Annotated in this window: 15 protein-coding genes; 9 read left to right on the top strand and 6 right to left on the bottom strand. The window is 61.7% G+C overall.

The annotated features are described in order from the left end of the window. Nucleotides 1-41 precede the first annotated feature (41 nt). The gene (locus VH599_19730) at nt 42-368 is read right to left on the bottom strand and encodes a hypothetical protein (GenBank protein ID HEY7350549.1); all 327 of its coding nucleotides are present in this window, start codon (nt 366-368) and stop codon (nt 42-44) included. Between the two features lie 199 nt (nt 369-567). Between VH599_19730 and VH599_19725 the strand changes: the two genes are divergently transcribed. From VH599_19725 to VH599_19695, 7 genes are all read left to right on the top strand, one after another. Next, the gene (locus VH599_19725; GenBank protein ID HEY7350548.1) at nt 568-1,053 is read left to right on the top strand and encodes a hypothetical protein; all 486 of its coding nucleotides are present in this window, start codon (nt 568-570) and stop codon (nt 1,051-1,053) included. Nucleotides 1,054-1,070: 17 nt separating this feature from the next. Further along, a complete protein-coding gene (locus tag VH599_19720; protein HEY7350547.1) occupies nt 1,071-1,430 on the top strand; it encodes a hypothetical protein in 360 nt (119 codons plus the stop codon). Between the two features lie 401 nt (nt 1,431-1,831). Continuing rightward, a complete protein-coding gene (locus VH599_19715; GenBank protein HEY7350546.1) occupies nt 1,832-2,410 on the top strand; it encodes a hypothetical protein in 579 nt (192 codons plus the stop codon). A gap of 150 nt (nt 2,411-2,560) precedes the next feature. Next, nucleotides 2,561-4,306 (top strand): AMP-binding protein, encoded by a 1,746-nt coding sequence (locus VH599_19710; GenBank protein ID HEY7350545.1) that lies wholly within the window; start codon nt 2,561-2,563, stop codon nt 4,304-4,306. 29 nt (nt 4,307-4,335) lie between these two features. Then, nucleotides 4,336-4,623 (top strand): hypothetical protein, encoded by a 288-nt coding sequence (locus VH599_19705; GenBank protein HEY7350544.1) that lies wholly within the window; start codon nt 4,336-4,338, stop codon nt 4,621-4,623. Nucleotides 4,624-4,882: 259 nt separating this feature from the next. Then, nucleotides 4,883-7,285 (top strand): heavy metal translocating P-type ATPase, encoded by a 2,403-nt coding sequence (locus VH599_19700; protein ID HEY7350543.1) that lies wholly within the window; start codon nt 4,883-4,885, stop codon nt 7,283-7,285. Nucleotides 7,286-7,318: 33 nt separating this feature from the next. Beyond that, nucleotides 7,319-8,269, top strand: a complete 951-nt coding sequence (locus tag VH599_19695; GenBank protein ID HEY7350542.1) for an aldo/keto reductase — start codon at nt 7,319-7,321, stop codon at nt 8,267-8,269. A gap of 82 nt (nt 8,270-8,351) precedes the next feature. On the opposite strand, the gene VH599_19690 is transcribed toward VH599_19695, so the two are convergent. Next, nucleotides 8,352-9,338, bottom strand: a complete 987-nt coding sequence (locus VH599_19690; GenBank protein HEY7350541.1) for a hypothetical protein — start codon at nt 9,336-9,338, stop codon at nt 8,352-8,354. A gap of 193 nt (nt 9,339-9,531) precedes the next feature. Here VH599_19690 and VH599_19685 point away from each other — a divergent pair, with 193 nt between their 5' ends. Continuing rightward, nucleotides 9,532-9,819: a hypothetical protein gene (locus VH599_19685; protein ID HEY7350540.1), complete on the top strand. Its 288-nt coding sequence runs from the start codon at nt 9,532-9,534 to the stop codon at nt 9,817-9,819. A 24-nt stretch (nt 9,820-9,843) separates the two neighbouring features. On the opposite strand, the gene VH599_19680 is transcribed toward VH599_19685, so the two are convergent. From VH599_19680 to VH599_19670, 3 genes are all read right to left on the bottom strand, one after another. Beyond that, nucleotides 9,844-11,001: a hypothetical protein gene (locus tag VH599_19680; protein ID HEY7350539.1), complete on the bottom strand. Its 1,158-nt coding sequence runs from the start codon at nt 10,999-11,001 to the stop codon at nt 9,844-9,846. Nucleotides 11,002-11,113: 112 nt separating this feature from the next. Beyond that, the gene (locus VH599_19675) at nt 11,114-12,553 is read right to left on the bottom strand and encodes a LysM peptidoglycan-binding domain-containing M23 family metallopeptidase (GenBank protein ID HEY7350538.1); all 1,440 of its coding nucleotides are present in this window, start codon (nt 12,551-12,553) and stop codon (nt 11,114-11,116) included. A 343-nt stretch (nt 12,554-12,896) separates the two neighbouring features. Next, a complete protein-coding gene (locus VH599_19670; protein HEY7350537.1) occupies nt 12,897-13,871 on the bottom strand; it encodes a transcriptional regulator in 975 nt (324 codons plus the stop codon). A 238-nt stretch (nt 13,872-14,109) separates the two neighbouring features. Here VH599_19670 and VH599_19665 point away from each other — a divergent pair, with 238 nt between their 5' ends. Further along, nucleotides 14,110-14,940, top strand: coding sequence for an LLM class flavin-dependent oxidoreductase (locus VH599_19665; protein HEY7350536.1), 831 nt, complete (start codon nt 14,110-14,112; stop codon nt 14,938-14,940). A gap of 100 nt (nt 14,941-15,040) precedes the next feature. On the opposite strand, the gene VH599_19660 is transcribed toward VH599_19665, so the two are convergent. Then, on the bottom strand, nt 15,041-15,265 hold the full coding sequence (locus VH599_19660) for a hypothetical protein (GenBank protein ID HEY7350535.1): 225 nt from the start codon (nt 15,263-15,265) through the stop codon (nt 15,041-15,043). Nucleotides 15,266-15,856: the final 591 nt, after the last annotated feature.

Raw genomic sequence — 15,856 nt, 5'->3', positions numbered from 1 at the left:
GAAGCGCTGGAGCGTCAAACACGCGGTTCCAAAATAAGAGGTTAGACAGATTTTTTTCGCCGTTTGGCTGCGCCACCTAACTTGCCAATCCGGCTGTAGAAATCCGCATCCTGGCTGGATTTGGTGGCATTGCCCCCCTTTTTGCCCATCTGCGAGAAGTGGTCGGGGCCGTATTTGTCAACGTTGGCTCGCCCGCCTTTCTTCGCAATGGCGCGGTAGTAATCGCTTCCGCGCTTGTCTTTGAGCGCGGTACCTCCGAGCTTTCCGATGCGCCGATAGTAGTCTTCGCCGTACTTGTCGCGCACGGCGCTGCCACCCTTGCGCCCAGCCTCAGAGGTAGTCATGGCAACCTTGATCTCTTCAGCCATGCACCAATCCCCTTCTTCCCAGGTTCTTCCCAGGCAGCAATTTCTGGCAGGCAATCTGCCTGTCAATGGGCCTAGTATACTCAGGTTTAGCGCGAAAGTCAACCACACAGTACTTTATCGTGCGGGCTGGTGAATCTGGTATAATGTCGGTACCGGCTCACGCGCGCCCCCCGTCTCTTTTTCAGAAAGGACCGCTTTCGTGGCTGATGTTATGCGCTTTACCGTCCTTGACAAACAGGGTACCGTCAGCTTTGTCATTCACAGTTCCGCGCTGACAGCCCTGGTCGCGGCATGCGCGGAAGACCCCTCTTCGCTGCGCGAATTGCTGGACTCGACCCGGCGCTATGATCGCATCCTGCGCGATTACGTTCTGAACGGCCTGGCAGTGTTCGACGAGCATAATCTGCCTGACGATCATCAGCATATTCACCGCCAGCTTGACAGCCTTCCTGCTCAGGAGACGCCTGTTTTCCGTGTCGTGGATGAGCGCACCCGCGATGTCAGTTTGGAAAGTGTCAAAGCGGGCGTGGTCCTGTTTAATTTGCCACGCAAGCGCATCGTGTTGATTCAGAATATGTACGATGCTATCGAGCGCGCTGGCACAGTGAACTATCACAACGGGCGATTTCTCAGCCGCCGGGAGTTCGAGTATGAACTTCCGGCGAACTGGTCCATTGTCCCATAACGAGGAGTGAAAAGGGTATGGCTCTGAGCCTTGAGCAATTTCAGGAGCGGCTGCGCGTTTGGAGCGCCCGCGCCGTGCATGAAGCGGTCAATTCGGATGGCGCGATTGCCGAAAGCTGGCGCGGCCAGCAGCGCGTGCTGGGCGCGATAGCGATGTATATGGAAGGCGAGGGCGCGCGCTATACTCCCACGCAGGTGCGCCAGCGTCTGATTGATGACCGCGAGGCAGCACGCCGCGCCTGGGAGGCCATAAAAGACCAGCGCCAGGTCGCTGCCTTGTCGGGCGAGGTCGCGGCTTATGATCTGGTCCTGACCCTGCTCAAAGATGCTCGCCGCACCTGGAGCGCGCCCGCATCGGCCAGCCCGGCGCGGCTGTAGGACGCAGCAGCATTCACAACATGGGTCATCCCGAATTTTCTAGACCGTCTTGGTCAATGCTCCTGGCTGGTGGCTTCGCTGGCGGAAAGCCGCACCGGACCGAGCGGAGCGCCGCCGTCCCGGCGGCTGAACGCCTCACTGGCGACCAGGGCTGCCCGTTCAGCGTTTCCACGTGCCAGCGTTTGGCCGCCGGGACGGCGGCGCTACACAGGCGGCCTTCGCGCATCCTGCCAGCAAAACAACACAGCAGAGAAAATTCGGGATGACTCATGTTATCGCTCTGGCCCGCTCTTCTCTTGCTTCTGCCAACTCTATGGTCTATATCGTGCAAGTGCTGCCGCGTCCAGCAAGATGTTCCCGCGATGGCCTGAATAGATTTGGAAAAGAGTAAGGAGAAGACTGTGCTACTAAAACAGCATGCCTGGAATGACCGTCGTGTCGCGCTTGCGCTCAGCATTGTTTGCCTGGCAGGGTTTCTCCTTGCCGGATGTGGTTCGAGCGGTTCGTCAGCGGCGAAGACGACACCCACGCCCACTACTCGTTCCGCCGCTGCTGTCCCCGCTGGATTCACGATATACAAGAATGCGGATTTCAGCCTGTCCTATCCGACGAAGTGGGTCAAACAGAACCCCGCGAACGGGACCGGCGTGCAATACCAGGGGCCAACCAATCAGATTTTTGTGGTCGCCAGCCTGGGCAAACTCCAGAACACCCCTGAGACGTTTGACGCGGCATTTTGCAGCCTGGCAGGTTTCGGCGGGACATCGGCAGGCGCTCCCAAGAAGGTGACGATCAATGGAGAAACCTGGACCCAGCAGCAATGCAGCGATCCGAAGGGCAGCAAGAGCGCCGTTGTAGAATCAACGGTCTACGATACGCAGTTCTATTACATGGCCTACGGTTCGCCCTCGGCAAGCTTCCAGACGAACAGGTCGCAATACTTCAATACGATGGAGCAGAGCTTTACGTTCCTCGCCTAGCTTCCTTCTGGCGGCCCATTCCCGTGAAAGCGCCCCTTGCCAGGATAGCTCAATGGGCTTAGAATACGATGCAGGGGGAGCGCGAGACCCTTTTGCCAACCGGCGCCTCCCCCGCATCGTTCTCCTAGCACCTTCACAGGAGGGGATTGCATGGGTATGACACAGGATGGCCTGTCCTTCTGGCAGGCCGAGGCTGTTGGCGAACCGCTGCTTGAAGCGACCATCGGAGACCTCTTAGATCAGCGCGCAGAGGAATTGACGACCCAGGAAGCTGTGGTGTATTCCGGGTATCCTGAGTTCGGCGGGGCGCTGGATATTCGCTGGACATACCAGCAGTATCGTGATCAGGCGAATATGGTGGCGCGCGGCCTGCTGGCGCTGGGGCTGCAAAAGGGCGACCATGTTGCTATCTGGGCGGCCAATGTGCCAGAATGGCCGCTGCTTCAGATGGCCGCCGCCAAAGCGGGGCTGGTGCTGGTGACGGTGAATCCGGTGCTGCGGGCGGCGGAGATCGAATATCTTCTCAAGCAAGGGGATATTCGCGCGCTGTTCTTTATGGCGCAAATCCGCGATCACAATTGCCTGGAAACGATGCGGGCGATGACCACGCCTGGCGCGAAGAACGGCGAGGTGACGAGCGAGCGGCTCCCCAAACTGCGCCATCTCTGCCTGGTGGGCGCACCCCCGGCGGGGCTGCTGGAGAGCCAGGAGTGGCGTCCGACGGTCTTCCGCGAGGTAGCGGGCGCTGGCATGGGGGTCAGCGCCGCCGCGCTGGCCGAACGGCAGGCTTCGATCACGCCGAACGATCCGGCGATGATTCTGTACACCTCTGGTACGACGGGCTTTCCCAAGGGCGCGGTGCTGACCCATTATAATCTGGTCAACGAGGCGATGACCATTGCCAGCCGCCTGAAGTTGGAGCATGGCTCGCGTTCGTGCGTGATGGTGCCGTTCTTCCATGTCTTTGGCTGCGTAGGCTACACGCTGGCCGGTCTGTATCTTGGCGGCACGATTCACCCGCTGCTGGCGTATGATCCGCTGAAGGCGATGCAGATCATCAGCAGCGAACGCTGCAATTTCTCCGGCGGGGTGCCGACGATGCTGCTGGCGATGCTCCAGCATCCCGATTTTGGCAAGTATGATCTTTCTTCGCTCAATGGGGTGGTCTGCGCGGGCGCTCCGGTGCCGGTGGCGTTGATGGAGCAGGTGAAGGAGCGCATCGGCGCGGATGTGATTATTGCTTTTGGACAGACGGAGAATACCGGAGCGATTACGCTGACGCTGCGCGATGACCCGTTCGAGCTAAAGGCGGCAACGGTTGGCATTCCGCTGCCCTATGTGGATGTGAAGATCATTGACCCGGCGACAGGCGAGGTTGTGCCGGTTGGCGAGCGCGGCGAACTCTGCGCGCGTGGCTGGCTGGTCATGGCGGGCTACTACAATATGCCCGAACGCTCCGCCGAGGCGGTGGATAAAGATCGCTGGCTGCATACCGGCGATCTGGCGACGATCAACCGCGATGGCTATATCAATATTGTCGGGCGCATCAAGGATATGGTCATTCGCGGCGGGGAGAATATTTTCCCTGCCGAGATCGAAGCGTTTTTGATTCGCCATCCGAAAGTTGCCGACGTGGCTGTGCTGGGCGTACCCGATGCCTTCTTTGGCGAGGAACTGCTGGCGGTGGTGATGCCCAAGGCAGGCGTGGAGATCAGCGAAGAGGAACTGCGCGACTTCTGCAAGGATCAGATCAGCAGGCAGAAAATCCCGCGCTACATCAAGTTTACCGACGCCTATCCGATGACGGCCAGCGGGAAGGTGCAGAAGTTCATCCTGCGCGAGCAGGCCATCAAGGAGTTGGGGTTGGAGGCAGTGGCGCAGCAGCGCACAGCATAGCCGGACGCGCGATCAGCCAGGAGGAAACGATGCGTTACGCAAAAGGCATCCTTGGAGTAGTCTCGTTTGGGGTGTGCGTCGTCGTCGGGACTTTCATTCCCATCGGGAATGGCAGCGCCGTCGTTATTGGCGCCGTCGTTGGCCTGTTCCTCTGTTATCTGGTCCTGAGCCGGAAGCGCCTCTGGTTCACTTCTTCTGAAGCCGACGGAGACAGCGGGGAAGTGAACGAAAGGGCGATCAGAGAGAAAACCCCGAGCATTCAGGAGGCTCATGCCCGCGATGCAGCCATCGTAGAGCAATTGAAGAACCCTCATTAGTGAAGCATCAACCGAGAGGCGCGCTGCCAACGAGTGCGAACGCTCGCTCAGGCCAGCGCTGTGCCGCCAGGGACGGCGGCGGTACACGCGGCTGCGCCTGGCCTGTGCCAGCCGCGTGTACCGCCAGCCTCCGTGCTGGCGTGGGTGGGGTAGGGTTGGTCCCTGCTCTGCAAGATACCAGGAAGAACGATGAGCGTCGTGCTGATTGGCGGCGCTTTCTGATCCTGGTTCGGGTGGTTCTGCAAAGGAGGCGGCGCGGATGAAGACGATCACCTTGCCCGTCAAGGGGCTGAATGTCGCCGGATGCGCCCGCGAGATCGAGAAACACCTGGGAAAACAGGCGGGCGTCAGTCGGGTCGAGGCCAGCTACGCGACACAAACCGTCACCATCACCTACGATGAGGCGCGCCTGAGCGAGACTTTCCTGCGTGAGCAGGTCCGGTACTGCGGCTTTGCCTGCGGAGCGCCTGCGCGTCTCGCGCCGACTCCCCCGGTCATGGTCCGAGATGGAGGAACTTCTGCGCGGGAGAGGCTGCCCGAACAGCATGGCATGCGCCACGAGATGCCGCCGGAACATGCGGAGATGCCTCATGAGATGCCGCCGGAGCATGCAGGGATGCGCCATGACATGATGGATCATGACATGAGCGATCCGATGATGGCGCGCGCGATGGAGGCAGCGACTCGTAACCGCTTCTTCGTGGCGCTGGTCCTGACCATCCCGATCATTCTCTATTCGCCGCTGGGCGTGCATCTCTTTGGGCTGCGGCTGCCGACGCCCTTTGGGATCAGCCCCAACTGGGCGCTGCTCGTCTTGACGACGCCTGTCGTCTGGTGGGCGGGCTGGATGTTTCACGCGGGGGCGTGGCGGGCGCTGCGCAATCGGACGCTCAACATGAATGTGCTGGTGAGCCTGGGCGTGCTGGTGGCCTATTTCTTTAGCGTGTTTGCCACGGTATTTGCGCCCCAGGTGGAAACGAGCTATGATGCCGCCGCGATGCTGGTGACGTTTGTTCTCTTCGGCCACTGGATGGAGATGCGCAGCCGTCGCGGCTCTTCCGATGCGCTTAACGCGCTGCTGCGGCTGGCTCCGACTCAGGCGAACATCATCGGGCCGGATGGGCAGGTACAGACGGTCCCGGTGGAGCAGGCGCAGGTGGGCGATCTGCTGCTCTTGCGGCCTGGAGAGAAAGTGCCGGTGGATGGGCTGGTCACGGATGGGGCCAGCGCCATAGATGAAAGCATGGTGACGGGGGAGAGCTTACCCGTGAGCAAAAAGTCGGGCGATGAAGTGATCGGGGGGACGGTCAACGGGGCTGGCTCCTTGCGTTTCACCGCTACCAGGGTGGGCAGCGAAACAGCACTGGCGCAAATTGTCCAACTGGTGCAGGTGGCTCAGAACTCGAAAGCGCCCGCCCAGCGATTGGCCGACGCGGCGGCTGAGTGGCTGGTCCTGGCAGCGGTAAGCGCCGGGCTGCTGACCTTTCTGATCTGGTTCTTCTTGATTGGAGAAACCGCGCTTTTTGCCGTGACGCTGGCGGTGACAGCAGTGGTCATCGCGTGTCCTGACGCGCTGGGGCTGGCGACCCCGACGGCGGTGGCGGTGGGTACTGGCATCGGAGCCAGAAATGGTATCCTTATCAAGCACGCGACGGCGCTGGAGCAAGCGGCGAAGATTCAGGCGCTCGTCTTTGACAAGACCGGCACGCTGACCGAGGGCGCGCCAGCCGTGACCGATCTCGTACTCTTCGAGGCGGGCCGGGCTGGTGAACTGGATGAGCCGCGCTTCGTGCAGGTGGCGGCTACCGCTGAAGCCGATTCCGAACACCCGCTGGCTCGGACGGTTGTGGAAGAGGCGCAATCGCGCCACCTGCCAATGCTCCCGTATGAGCAGTTTGCGGCGATTGCCGGGGGTGGGGTTCGGGCGCTGGTTGAGGGCCGCGCAGTCCTCATCGGAACGCCCACATTGCTCGCCGATCACGACATCTGGCTGACAGAGCCAGACCAGGCGCAGATCGCTGCGCTACAGGGGCAGGGCAAGACGGTGATGGTCGTGGCGCTGGAGGGCCAGGCGGTGGGGGCTATCGCTGTGGCTGATCGGCTCCGGCCAACGTCTCGCCAGGCGGTGGCCGACCTTCAGGCGCTGGGCATTCAGGTGGCGCTGTTGACAGGGGATAACCAGGGGACGGCTGAGGCCGTTGGCCGCGAGGTGGGCATCAGCCGCGTCTTTGCGGGTGTGCTTCCGGTGGACAAAGCCCGCTATATCAAACAACTCCAGAGCGAAGGCTTCTTTACTGCGATGGTGGGAGACGGAGTGAATGACGCCCCGGCCCTGGCGCAAGCAGACCTGGGGATCGCTATCGGGGCTGGCACAGGGGTCGCCATCGAGACGGCTGAGGTCGTGCTGATGCGCAGCGATCCGCTGGATGTGCTGGCTGCGATTCGCCTCTCCAAAGCCGCTGTCAGAAAGATGAAGCAGAATCTGTTCTGGGCGGCCATCTACAACGTCCTGGCGATCCCCCTGGCCGGTGGCGCTCTGGCATCGCTGGGTATCCTGCTGAACCCCGCCGTCGGCGCGCTGGCGATGAGCGCCAGTTCGATCACGGTAGCCGTCAATGCTGTGCTGCTCAAGCGCGTGGAAAAGCACTTGAAAGCCGCCTGATTATATACAAACTCTTGTAGAGAAGGATGAGCGATGGTACAGACGATTTCAATTGGAAAGACGGACCTGAAGGTTCCCCCGCTGGGCCTGGGTACCTGGCAGTGGGGCGATAGGGGCATATGGCAGTATGGGGTTGGCTATGGGCAGAACGATGTGGAGGCGGCCTATCGGGAGAGCCGCGCGGCTGGCATCACCTTTTTTGATACGGCGGAGCTGTACGGCAGCGGCGTTTCCGAGCAGACGTTGGGGCCGCTGGTGCGCGCGGAGCAAGACGAGGTGACGGTTGCCACCAAGTTTGCGCCCTGGCCCTATCGGCTGACGGCGAAGACCCTGCCCGGTGCGCTGGATGGCAGCCTGAAGCGGCTGGGGCTGGCGCGGATCGATCTTTATCAGGTGCATTGGCCCTGGGGGTCGCCCATCAGGATCGAGGCGCTGATGGACGTAATGGCCGATCAAGTGGAGGCTGGCAAGATACGCGCGGTGGGCGTGAGCAACTACTCGGAAAAGCGGATGAGGCGGGCGCACGCGGCGCTGGCGAAGCGGGGCATTGCGCTGGCATCGAATCAGGTGGAGTACAGTCTGCTGCATCGCCAGCCAGAGCGCAGCGGGGTGCTGGCGGCGTGCCAGGAACTGGATGTGCGGCTCATTGCGTATAGTCCTCTGGCGAAGGGGGCGCTGACCGGCAAGTATCATGATGGGGCGACGGTGAGCGGCATACGGAAAAGGAATCGGTCCTTTCGTCCGGCGGGGCTGCAAGCTTCGGCCCCGCTCATCAAGCTGCTGGCCCAGGTTGGCGAGGCGCACGGCGGCAAAACGCCCGCGCAGGTTGCGCTGAACTGGCTGATTCACCAGGGCGCGCTGCCGATTCCGGGGGCTAAGAACGCTTCGCAGGCCGCCAGCAACGCCGGGGCGCTGGGCTGGGATCTGACCGATGAGGAGTGCGCGCAGATCAGCGAGGCAGCAAATAAGGCCATAGGTGGCTGACAGCAAGGCGCGAGCCACTCACCCGCACCCCTGGGGTGCGCGCGAGTGGCTCGCGTTCTCTCCCTGAAGTGCTGCGCAGCATTTAGCTGGCCCCCGTGATCTGGAAATTGTTGTAGGCTACTTCTGTACCGTCCCCGTTAGCAACAAGACCACTTTTCCCACTGGAGAAGGTGGTATCATCGGCTTTCCCTACTTTGGTTCCGTTGATATAGAACTCAAAGTGCGCGCCTTTTGCCTGGACGCGCAGGGTGTTGGTCGTGTTGAGTCCACCTTTGATGGCTGCATTCAGAGTGAAATGCACAAGCATGGACACTTTTTCGTTAACGACTTTGATGAAGACCCACTCGCTGTTGCCATCAATGTCGAACTCATACCAGTTGCTCTTGTTCGTTCGCCGGAAGACAATCCCGTAGGCATAACGGAGAGAACCTGCCACCTGCTTTGCCTGAACGGTGATATTCTCATCACCGAAATTGCCAGCCGGGGCAAAGCAGGCGAAGTTATTCTTGATATGGTAGGCGTTGTCGTGAAAGGAGCAGTGACTCTCTTCCGGCCAGCTATTGATATTGGAGGTCAGCGCATCTTGGAAGAGAATGGTTGCGCCTGCGGCTGTCCCTGGGAAGGGGGTGGCCGTAGCAACGCTCTTCTTGAGGTTTGCCTGCTGTTGCAGGCCGAGGAAAATGAGACCTCCCAGGCAGAGGGCAGCGCCGAAGGCTATCAATCCTACCGATAATCCCCCGTATAGGAAGATGCGCCTGGCGCGGCTGGTTTTGCGCGACGGCATTGCCGGAACTGGCCCTACGGCCTGCGAGAATCCAGGCTGGGGCCATTGGCCGCCATATTCCTGGCGATGTGCCGGGCCGCTGTATCGTTGGCCGCTGTAGGGCTGATCCTCATAAGGCTGGCTGCCGTAGCGGGGAAAAGAGGCTCCAGAGGGCCGATAGGGTGATTCTGGAGGACGCTGCTCGTAGTCCTGCGCGCGGTCTGTATCGAATTGGGGCTGGCCGCAGCGCGGGCAGATGCTGGTGTCGGGGTCGCTGATGTAGAGGCGGCAAGAAGGACAGATCATGATGATACCTCCCTGTATGATGGGGTAGTGCGGCTTGCATCTATCTTATAGAACGGTTAGCTGGTCGTTTAGTATCCAGGGCAGCAGGCTTTTTCCCTGACACTGTTTCGAGCCGCACACGGGAGCAGCGGGCGCCACACCCTGCCCCGCCCGCGCCAGCACGGAGGCGCAGCCGCGCGAGGCGAAGCCGAGAGTGCCGAGGCATAGCCGAGGCAAGCGGCTGCGGGCGAAGCCTGGCGGTACAGGCAGCGGCCTCTTGCCTGTACGGTTCCACCACCTATCAGGGGGGCCACTTGTAGCGCCGCCTTCCAGGCGGCTGGACGCTGCGCCTGGGCGCGCGTGCGCCCGCCAGGCCACCGGACCAGCAGGCCAACGCTGGCCGCCAGGATGGCGGCGCTACAAGTACAGCCCTCAGCCTCTTGCCTGTACCGCCGTCTCGGCGGCCAACGCCTGGCCGCCTGGAAAGCGGCGCTACAGGTAAGTATCCAGCGCAGCGGTTGATACCCTAGCTTTGTGGCGACCACTGCAAGAGGCTGGCCTTGTCAACGAAGGCGCTGCCTGCGGATTTGCTGGCTACGGTGTAGATGGTGGATTGGCCGGAGTCGTTGTCACTGTTCAGGGCGAAGCTGGCCCCGTTGGGCGCCCAACTGATACCCAGCGGAGAGGTGATGCCGACGTGCGGCGAATAGGTGGTGAAGTTGGAGTCATCAACACCTTCAGTTATGGGGCCAACGGAGTTCTGGGTGTCCAGCAGCAGCGTCTGGCCGTCGGATGAGAAGCTCAGGGTGATGGTGTCGGTACCCTTGAAGGTGCTGAATGAGATCTCGTCATTGGTAAAGATGGGCGCGCGGTCGGTAGAGTCGTTGATGTTGATGTTCCAGAAGCCGTTATCCCAGTTGGGATCAGGTGTCGCCAGATTGAAGCCCATTAAGACACGCGAGCCATCGGGCGCAACATCCCAATTGACCTTGAGCGTTGAGGAGCCAGGAGGGGTAATGGCAACCGGCGTGCCTTCGGACCCCTGGGCAACGTCAAAGCGGTGTACCATGATCTGACGCAGGTTCGTGTCCAACTGTGAGTAATAGATGAAGCCGTTGGCGATCTTCACCTGTGTGGCGCTGTCAATCTCGGTGAGCTTGCTGGCGCTGCTGTTGGTGATGTCGGTTTTCCAGAACTGCATCTTGCCGCTCACCTGTTTGATGGCGATGACGGTCTTGTTATTGGCCCAGCCCAGCGAGGCGGCGGCTGAGGTGGCGGGGACATTCAGCGCCGAAAAATCGCCGCTGCTGGCGTCAATCACATAGTCAACCGGAGACCCCGTCCCTTTGACCTCGAAGGCCAGGTGTTTGCCGTCGGGCGACCATGCCAGCGCGCTGATGCTTTGCCCGCTGGTAGTTGGCAGGTGAGAGAGTTGTTGGGCGGCTTTGCCTGCCTGGGCAACCCAGACCTGTCCATCGCGCGCAAAGGCATAGGCAAAGGCGCTGCCTGGCTTGGGCGTCGGGGTGGGGGTGCCGGTTGGGGAAGGCGTTGGGGTTTGATTGGCGGTGGTGGGGATGGGCTGGCCGCAGGCGCCGAGCGCCAGCATGAGCAAGATGCTTAAAAGAAGGCCGCCGCGCGCGCGGCGGGCGGAACAACGCTGTATAAGACCAGGGATGCTTGACATGCGACTGAAAACCTCTCAGGGCGAGAATTGACCGCTTGTATTCTGCTGCTTCATCAGCGCGGTCCCGCGCTATACTCTAGCATACTTCGGGGTTTGTCGCAAGGGAACAAGGCTAGGCGGTGCAGGGCGTGTTGCCTGCGGGAAGCTGGAAGTCGAAACAGTAAGGGTTGGCGGCCTCGTTCCACCATTCGGTCATGAAGTGCAGGTGGGGGCCGGTAGAGTTGCCAGTTGAGCCTTCCTGCCCAATCTGCTGGCCGACGGTCACATAGTCAGCGGCCTTGACCATTGGCGGATGTTCCATGTGGCCGTACAGGGTGGAGAGGCCGTTGCAATGATTAATCTTGACCGACCAGCCCAGCCCCAGGGGATCCCAGCCGGCAAAGACGACCAGCCCGGCCTGAGCCGCAAGAATGGGCGCGCCCGCCGGGTTATCCATATCTACGCCGTTATGATACCAGGTGAACCCGCGCGCAAACTTGGCATTGGGGTTGGGCATAATCAACCCGAATGCCTGGCGGTGGGCTACGGTGTCGGAGTCTCCGGCGGGCGCGCAGATGTTGTTGGGGTCGGTTGGCCCGCTGAGCGTGTTCCAGGGGTTCGTGCCAAAGACGTTCCCCGATTTATCGGGGGGCGGGGGTGGAATGTTTACGACCCCAACCTGAGCGCCCTGGCCGTAGGTGGGATCGGTTGGGATTTTCAACTGCATGCCGACATAGAGTTGATCGGCGTCTTGCAAGCCATTCATCAAGAGGATGCCGTTGGGCGAAACCCTAAACTTGGTGGCGATGCTTTGCAGGCTATCCCCATAATGGACGATGTACCAGTTGTACTTGGGCTGGCTCGTGGCTGTGGGATGAGCCGAGAAACCGGCAAAGGTGGTGAAGGCGTTATAGACTTGATATTGGGTATCCAGCGGGGCAGCGGCCCAGGCGGTGGCGGTGAGGGTCAGCAAAGCAAGCATGATGATGGAGATCATCATGAGGAACGGGCGAGGTCGGTGGGCGCGTGGGGAGAAGGGTGTGTGGCCGAGGGCGCCGGGACGGGCGACATTGCCGCTGCCGGGAACCAGGACCGGCCCGGTGGCGCGCGGCTCCAGCGTCGCCAGTTCGCGGCTTTCGCCAGCGAGGTGTAGGAGCGCCGCGCCAATGATGCCTCGGTGGGCTGGGGGCTGGGGCGCTTCGTAAGGGGCCAGGGCGCGCTCCTCGGCGTCTTGCTCGTCCTGGTCATCCTCGTACCAGTCCTGCTCATCCTCCGCGCCAAACTCTTCCTGGGCTGCGTCGTAGGAGTTCTCTGCATCATCGAGATAGGGGACGTATGCCTCAGCGCCGGGGACGTCGTCTGTGCCTGTGACAGCGGGCGCGTCCTGGCCTGGCGAGGCGTCAGCGTCCAGATGGTCCTGGTTGGTGTCCTGGTTGACGGCGTAGGATGCGGCTGAGGCATCCTGCTGGTCCCAGCCGCTCATCTCATAGCGCGGGTCTTCCTGGACCTGCAAAGGCGTTTCGTCGTTCTGTCCACCGCTCTTTCCCCAGCGACCTTTTCCCCTTCGTAACATGGTGTCTATCCTCGATGATGAACCCGGATGCCTCTTTGATGGCCTGGCGAGCAGCGCGTCAAAGAGATACAGCTTATCCTTTGCATTCTTACAGTCTAGCCAGGAAAGCTGAAAAATGCAACCATGCTTCAATTGGGCTAGTACCATTGTACTGCTATCCTGACAGGTTTTGCGCCAGAATGTTTGCGGGACACCCACGCCCCCGCCGTTCGCCGCCAGGGACAGCGGCATAGGCGAGCAGCCTGGCGACTGGAGGTCGCGGCTGGAGGCTGCGCCGCAAAGCCTGCCTGCGCAGGCTGGGACAGAGACCCACTTGCAGAGTCAAAAATCATTAGCCGCCAGCCTACCGCTGCGCATAGAAAGCTACGACGCTGGCGGCCTGGCGAATGACGCGCTCGCGGAGTTCGGCTGGCTCCAGCACTTCAACCCAGTCGCCCAGCCCCAGCGCCATGCTGCATGCCTCTTCTATAGTCTCGAAGGTAGGATGCAGCGTCACCCAGCCGTCTGCGTCGGGCGGGCCGCCCTGGTCGAGCAGCGCGTGGGCGCCTTCGCCGAAGAAGTGTGGCAGGATGGGCATGGCTTCCGGCGCGAGGCGCAGCACGGCTGGATAGTGGGTGAAGGTGGCGCGAAGCCGGGCGCACCAATCCACCCAGTAGGCGGCCAGGTCGAAGTCATCGGGGCGCTCGAACGTTTCGTCGGTCAGCTCAACGGATTGCATGCGCGAGAGGCGATAGACGCGCATTTCGCCCGCTATCCGGCTGACCAGATACCAGACGTGAGTTTTGGCAACCAGGCCCAGCGGCTCGACCAGGCGTTCGTTGACGACGCGGCTGCGCGTGCGATAGCTCAGGCGCACTTTGCGTTCCTGCCAGACGGCTTCTTGCAGAATGCGCAGGTGGGGAACCTCTTCGACTTCCGGGGCGCTCCACGCTGCGGCGTCCAGATGCAGGCGCTGGCGCGCGCCTTCGGCGTCGGGCCGACGCGCTGAGGGCAGCGCGGCCAGCAGCTTGAGCAGGGCAACCTCCAGGGCTTTGTCTAAGCCCAGGTCGGCCAGGGGCCGGGGTACGCCCGAAAGGAGCAGGGTGCGCACATCGGACTCGTTCAGGCCGGTCAGGGTAGTACGATATTCGCCCAGCAGGGTGCAGCCGCCGCCTGGCCCACGTTCGGCATAGACGGGTATACCGGCGGCGCTGAGCGCCTCCAGGTCGCGGTAGATGGTGCGCTCTGAGACTTCCAGCTTTTCCGCCAACTTCTGCGCTGTGACACGTCGGTTGGCCTGCAAGAGCAACAGCATCGAAAGCAGCCGATCAGCACGCATCGCTCTTATCCCTTCGCCTTATTCAGCATGGCAATGTCATCTGGCAAATGATCAATGCCCTCAAACTCCTTTTGGTATCTTCTCGCGTAACTTCTGAGTTTCTCCTTCAACCATACCATACATTCCTGACAATAGATGTCAGGAATAGGCCAGTATACTGAGCTATGCTGATAAAGTGATCTCTCTGATGAAGACGCGAAGAGGAGACGCACATTTGAGCATCTGGAAGGAGTGAACGATGCGTTACGCGCTTGATCTGCCGAACTTTGGGGATTGGGCCAATCCGCGCACGCTGGCCGAACTGGCGCGCGAAGCCGAAGAGGCCGGGTGGGATGGCTTCTTTCTCTGGGACCATCTGCAAGCCTTTCCGGCAGCGCCTTTTGCCGACCCCTGGGTGGCGCTGGCGGCGATGGCCCAGCATACGCAGCGTATCCGGCTGGGTACGATGGTGACGCCGCTGCCGCGCCGTCGTCCCTGGAAGCTGGCCCGCGAGACGGTGAGCGTCGATCAGCTTTCTGGTGGGCGGCTGGTGCTGGGCGTGGGGATCGGTGTCGATCAGTGGCGCGAGTACAGCGCCTTTGGCGAGCCAGGCGATGACGCGCTGCACGGGGCAATGCTGGATGAAGGGTTGGAGGTGCTGACGGGCCTGTGGAGCGGCGAGCCGTTCAGCTTCCAGGGGCAGCACTATCAAGCGCAAGATGTCTGCTTCCTGCCGACGCCAGCGCAGCAGCCGCGCATTCCTATCTGGGTAGCGGGTTTCTGGCCGCACAAGAAGCCGTTCCGACGAGCGGCGCGCTGGGATGGGGTCTTTCCCCTCATGCACGATACACAGATGATGCCTGCTGATGTGCGCGCCATGCTGGCCTATATCCGGCAGTATCGAACAAGCGCGGAGCCGTTTGATGTTGTTGCCGTCGGGTGGGCTTACGAGCATGGCAAGGAGGCGGGCGACGCGCTGCTGGCCGAATACGCCGAGGCTGGCGTGACATGGTGGCTGGAGGGCTTTCGCGAGCAGGATACCACCGCTGATGTGCGCGCCGGTATTCAGCAGGGGCCACCGCGCGTCTGAGCGTTCAGGAAGAGAGCGCCCACAACGTCCGCAGGCGGTTAAAACCGCGCCTGGCGGCTGCGCCACCAAGCTTGCCTCCGGCAACGGGTGCTTGCCTCGGCTATACCTCGGCATTCTCGCTCCCGTTGGTCGCTCGCGCACCCGTGCCTGTGCAGGCTCCCCCACCCGCGTCGGCGCGGCGCGTTACTTGTAGCGCCGCCTTCCAGGCGGCCAACGATTCGCCCTGGCGAACGCCGCGCCTATTGGGCGGGAAGTTCACTTGTAGCGCCGCCTTCCAGGCGGCCAACGCTTCGCCCTGGCGAGCGTTCGCCCTCCAGGCCACCATACCAGCAGGCCAGCGGTGGCCGCCAGGATGGCGGCGCTACAGGTGGTCCAGTGGTCCTACGCCGCTTGACAGAGGAGAGCCAGGCAGGTATACTCTTCTTACTCGGTTCACATTTGGGTGGGCTGAGGTTCCGCTGGAACGGCATGACGCGGCAGTGATGAAGTCACCGCCGCGCCATTCCCCCCAGACCTGGCAACACCAGGAATGGGGCTGGAGGCATTCTATCACCGGCTATTATGCTCACTTGGTAGTTCGCTTCACGGCCTCTTCCTGAACCACGACTGGGCTGCCATTTGTCGGAGAGGGCGACGCGCATCATCCGCGCGCCCTCGAAGGCAAGTTTCGCGTCCATCGTCGCGCCAGGAAGGGGCCGTTTCGGCAGCGTGAGTCACGCGACTCACGAAGTCGAAAGGAGCGTGCTCCGATGGCTATTCTCGGTGGTCCCCCCCCTCGTCCGTCGTTTCCCTCTGGTCGCTATCTCCACACCAACCCGCTGCGCCGGGAGGCGGGCTTGCGCCTGCTGAGTGGACCGCTGCCCGCGCCGCTGCGTGCGCGGCTCCTGCGTGCCTGGAGGCGACCGGCGTTGTTCAG

Source organism: Ktedonobacterales bacterium, assembly GCA_036557285.1.
Lineage (GTDB): Bacteria > Chloroflexota > Ktedonobacteria > Ktedonobacterales > DATBGS01 > DATBHW01.
This window is presented reverse-complemented; position numbering and strand designations above follow the sequence as displayed.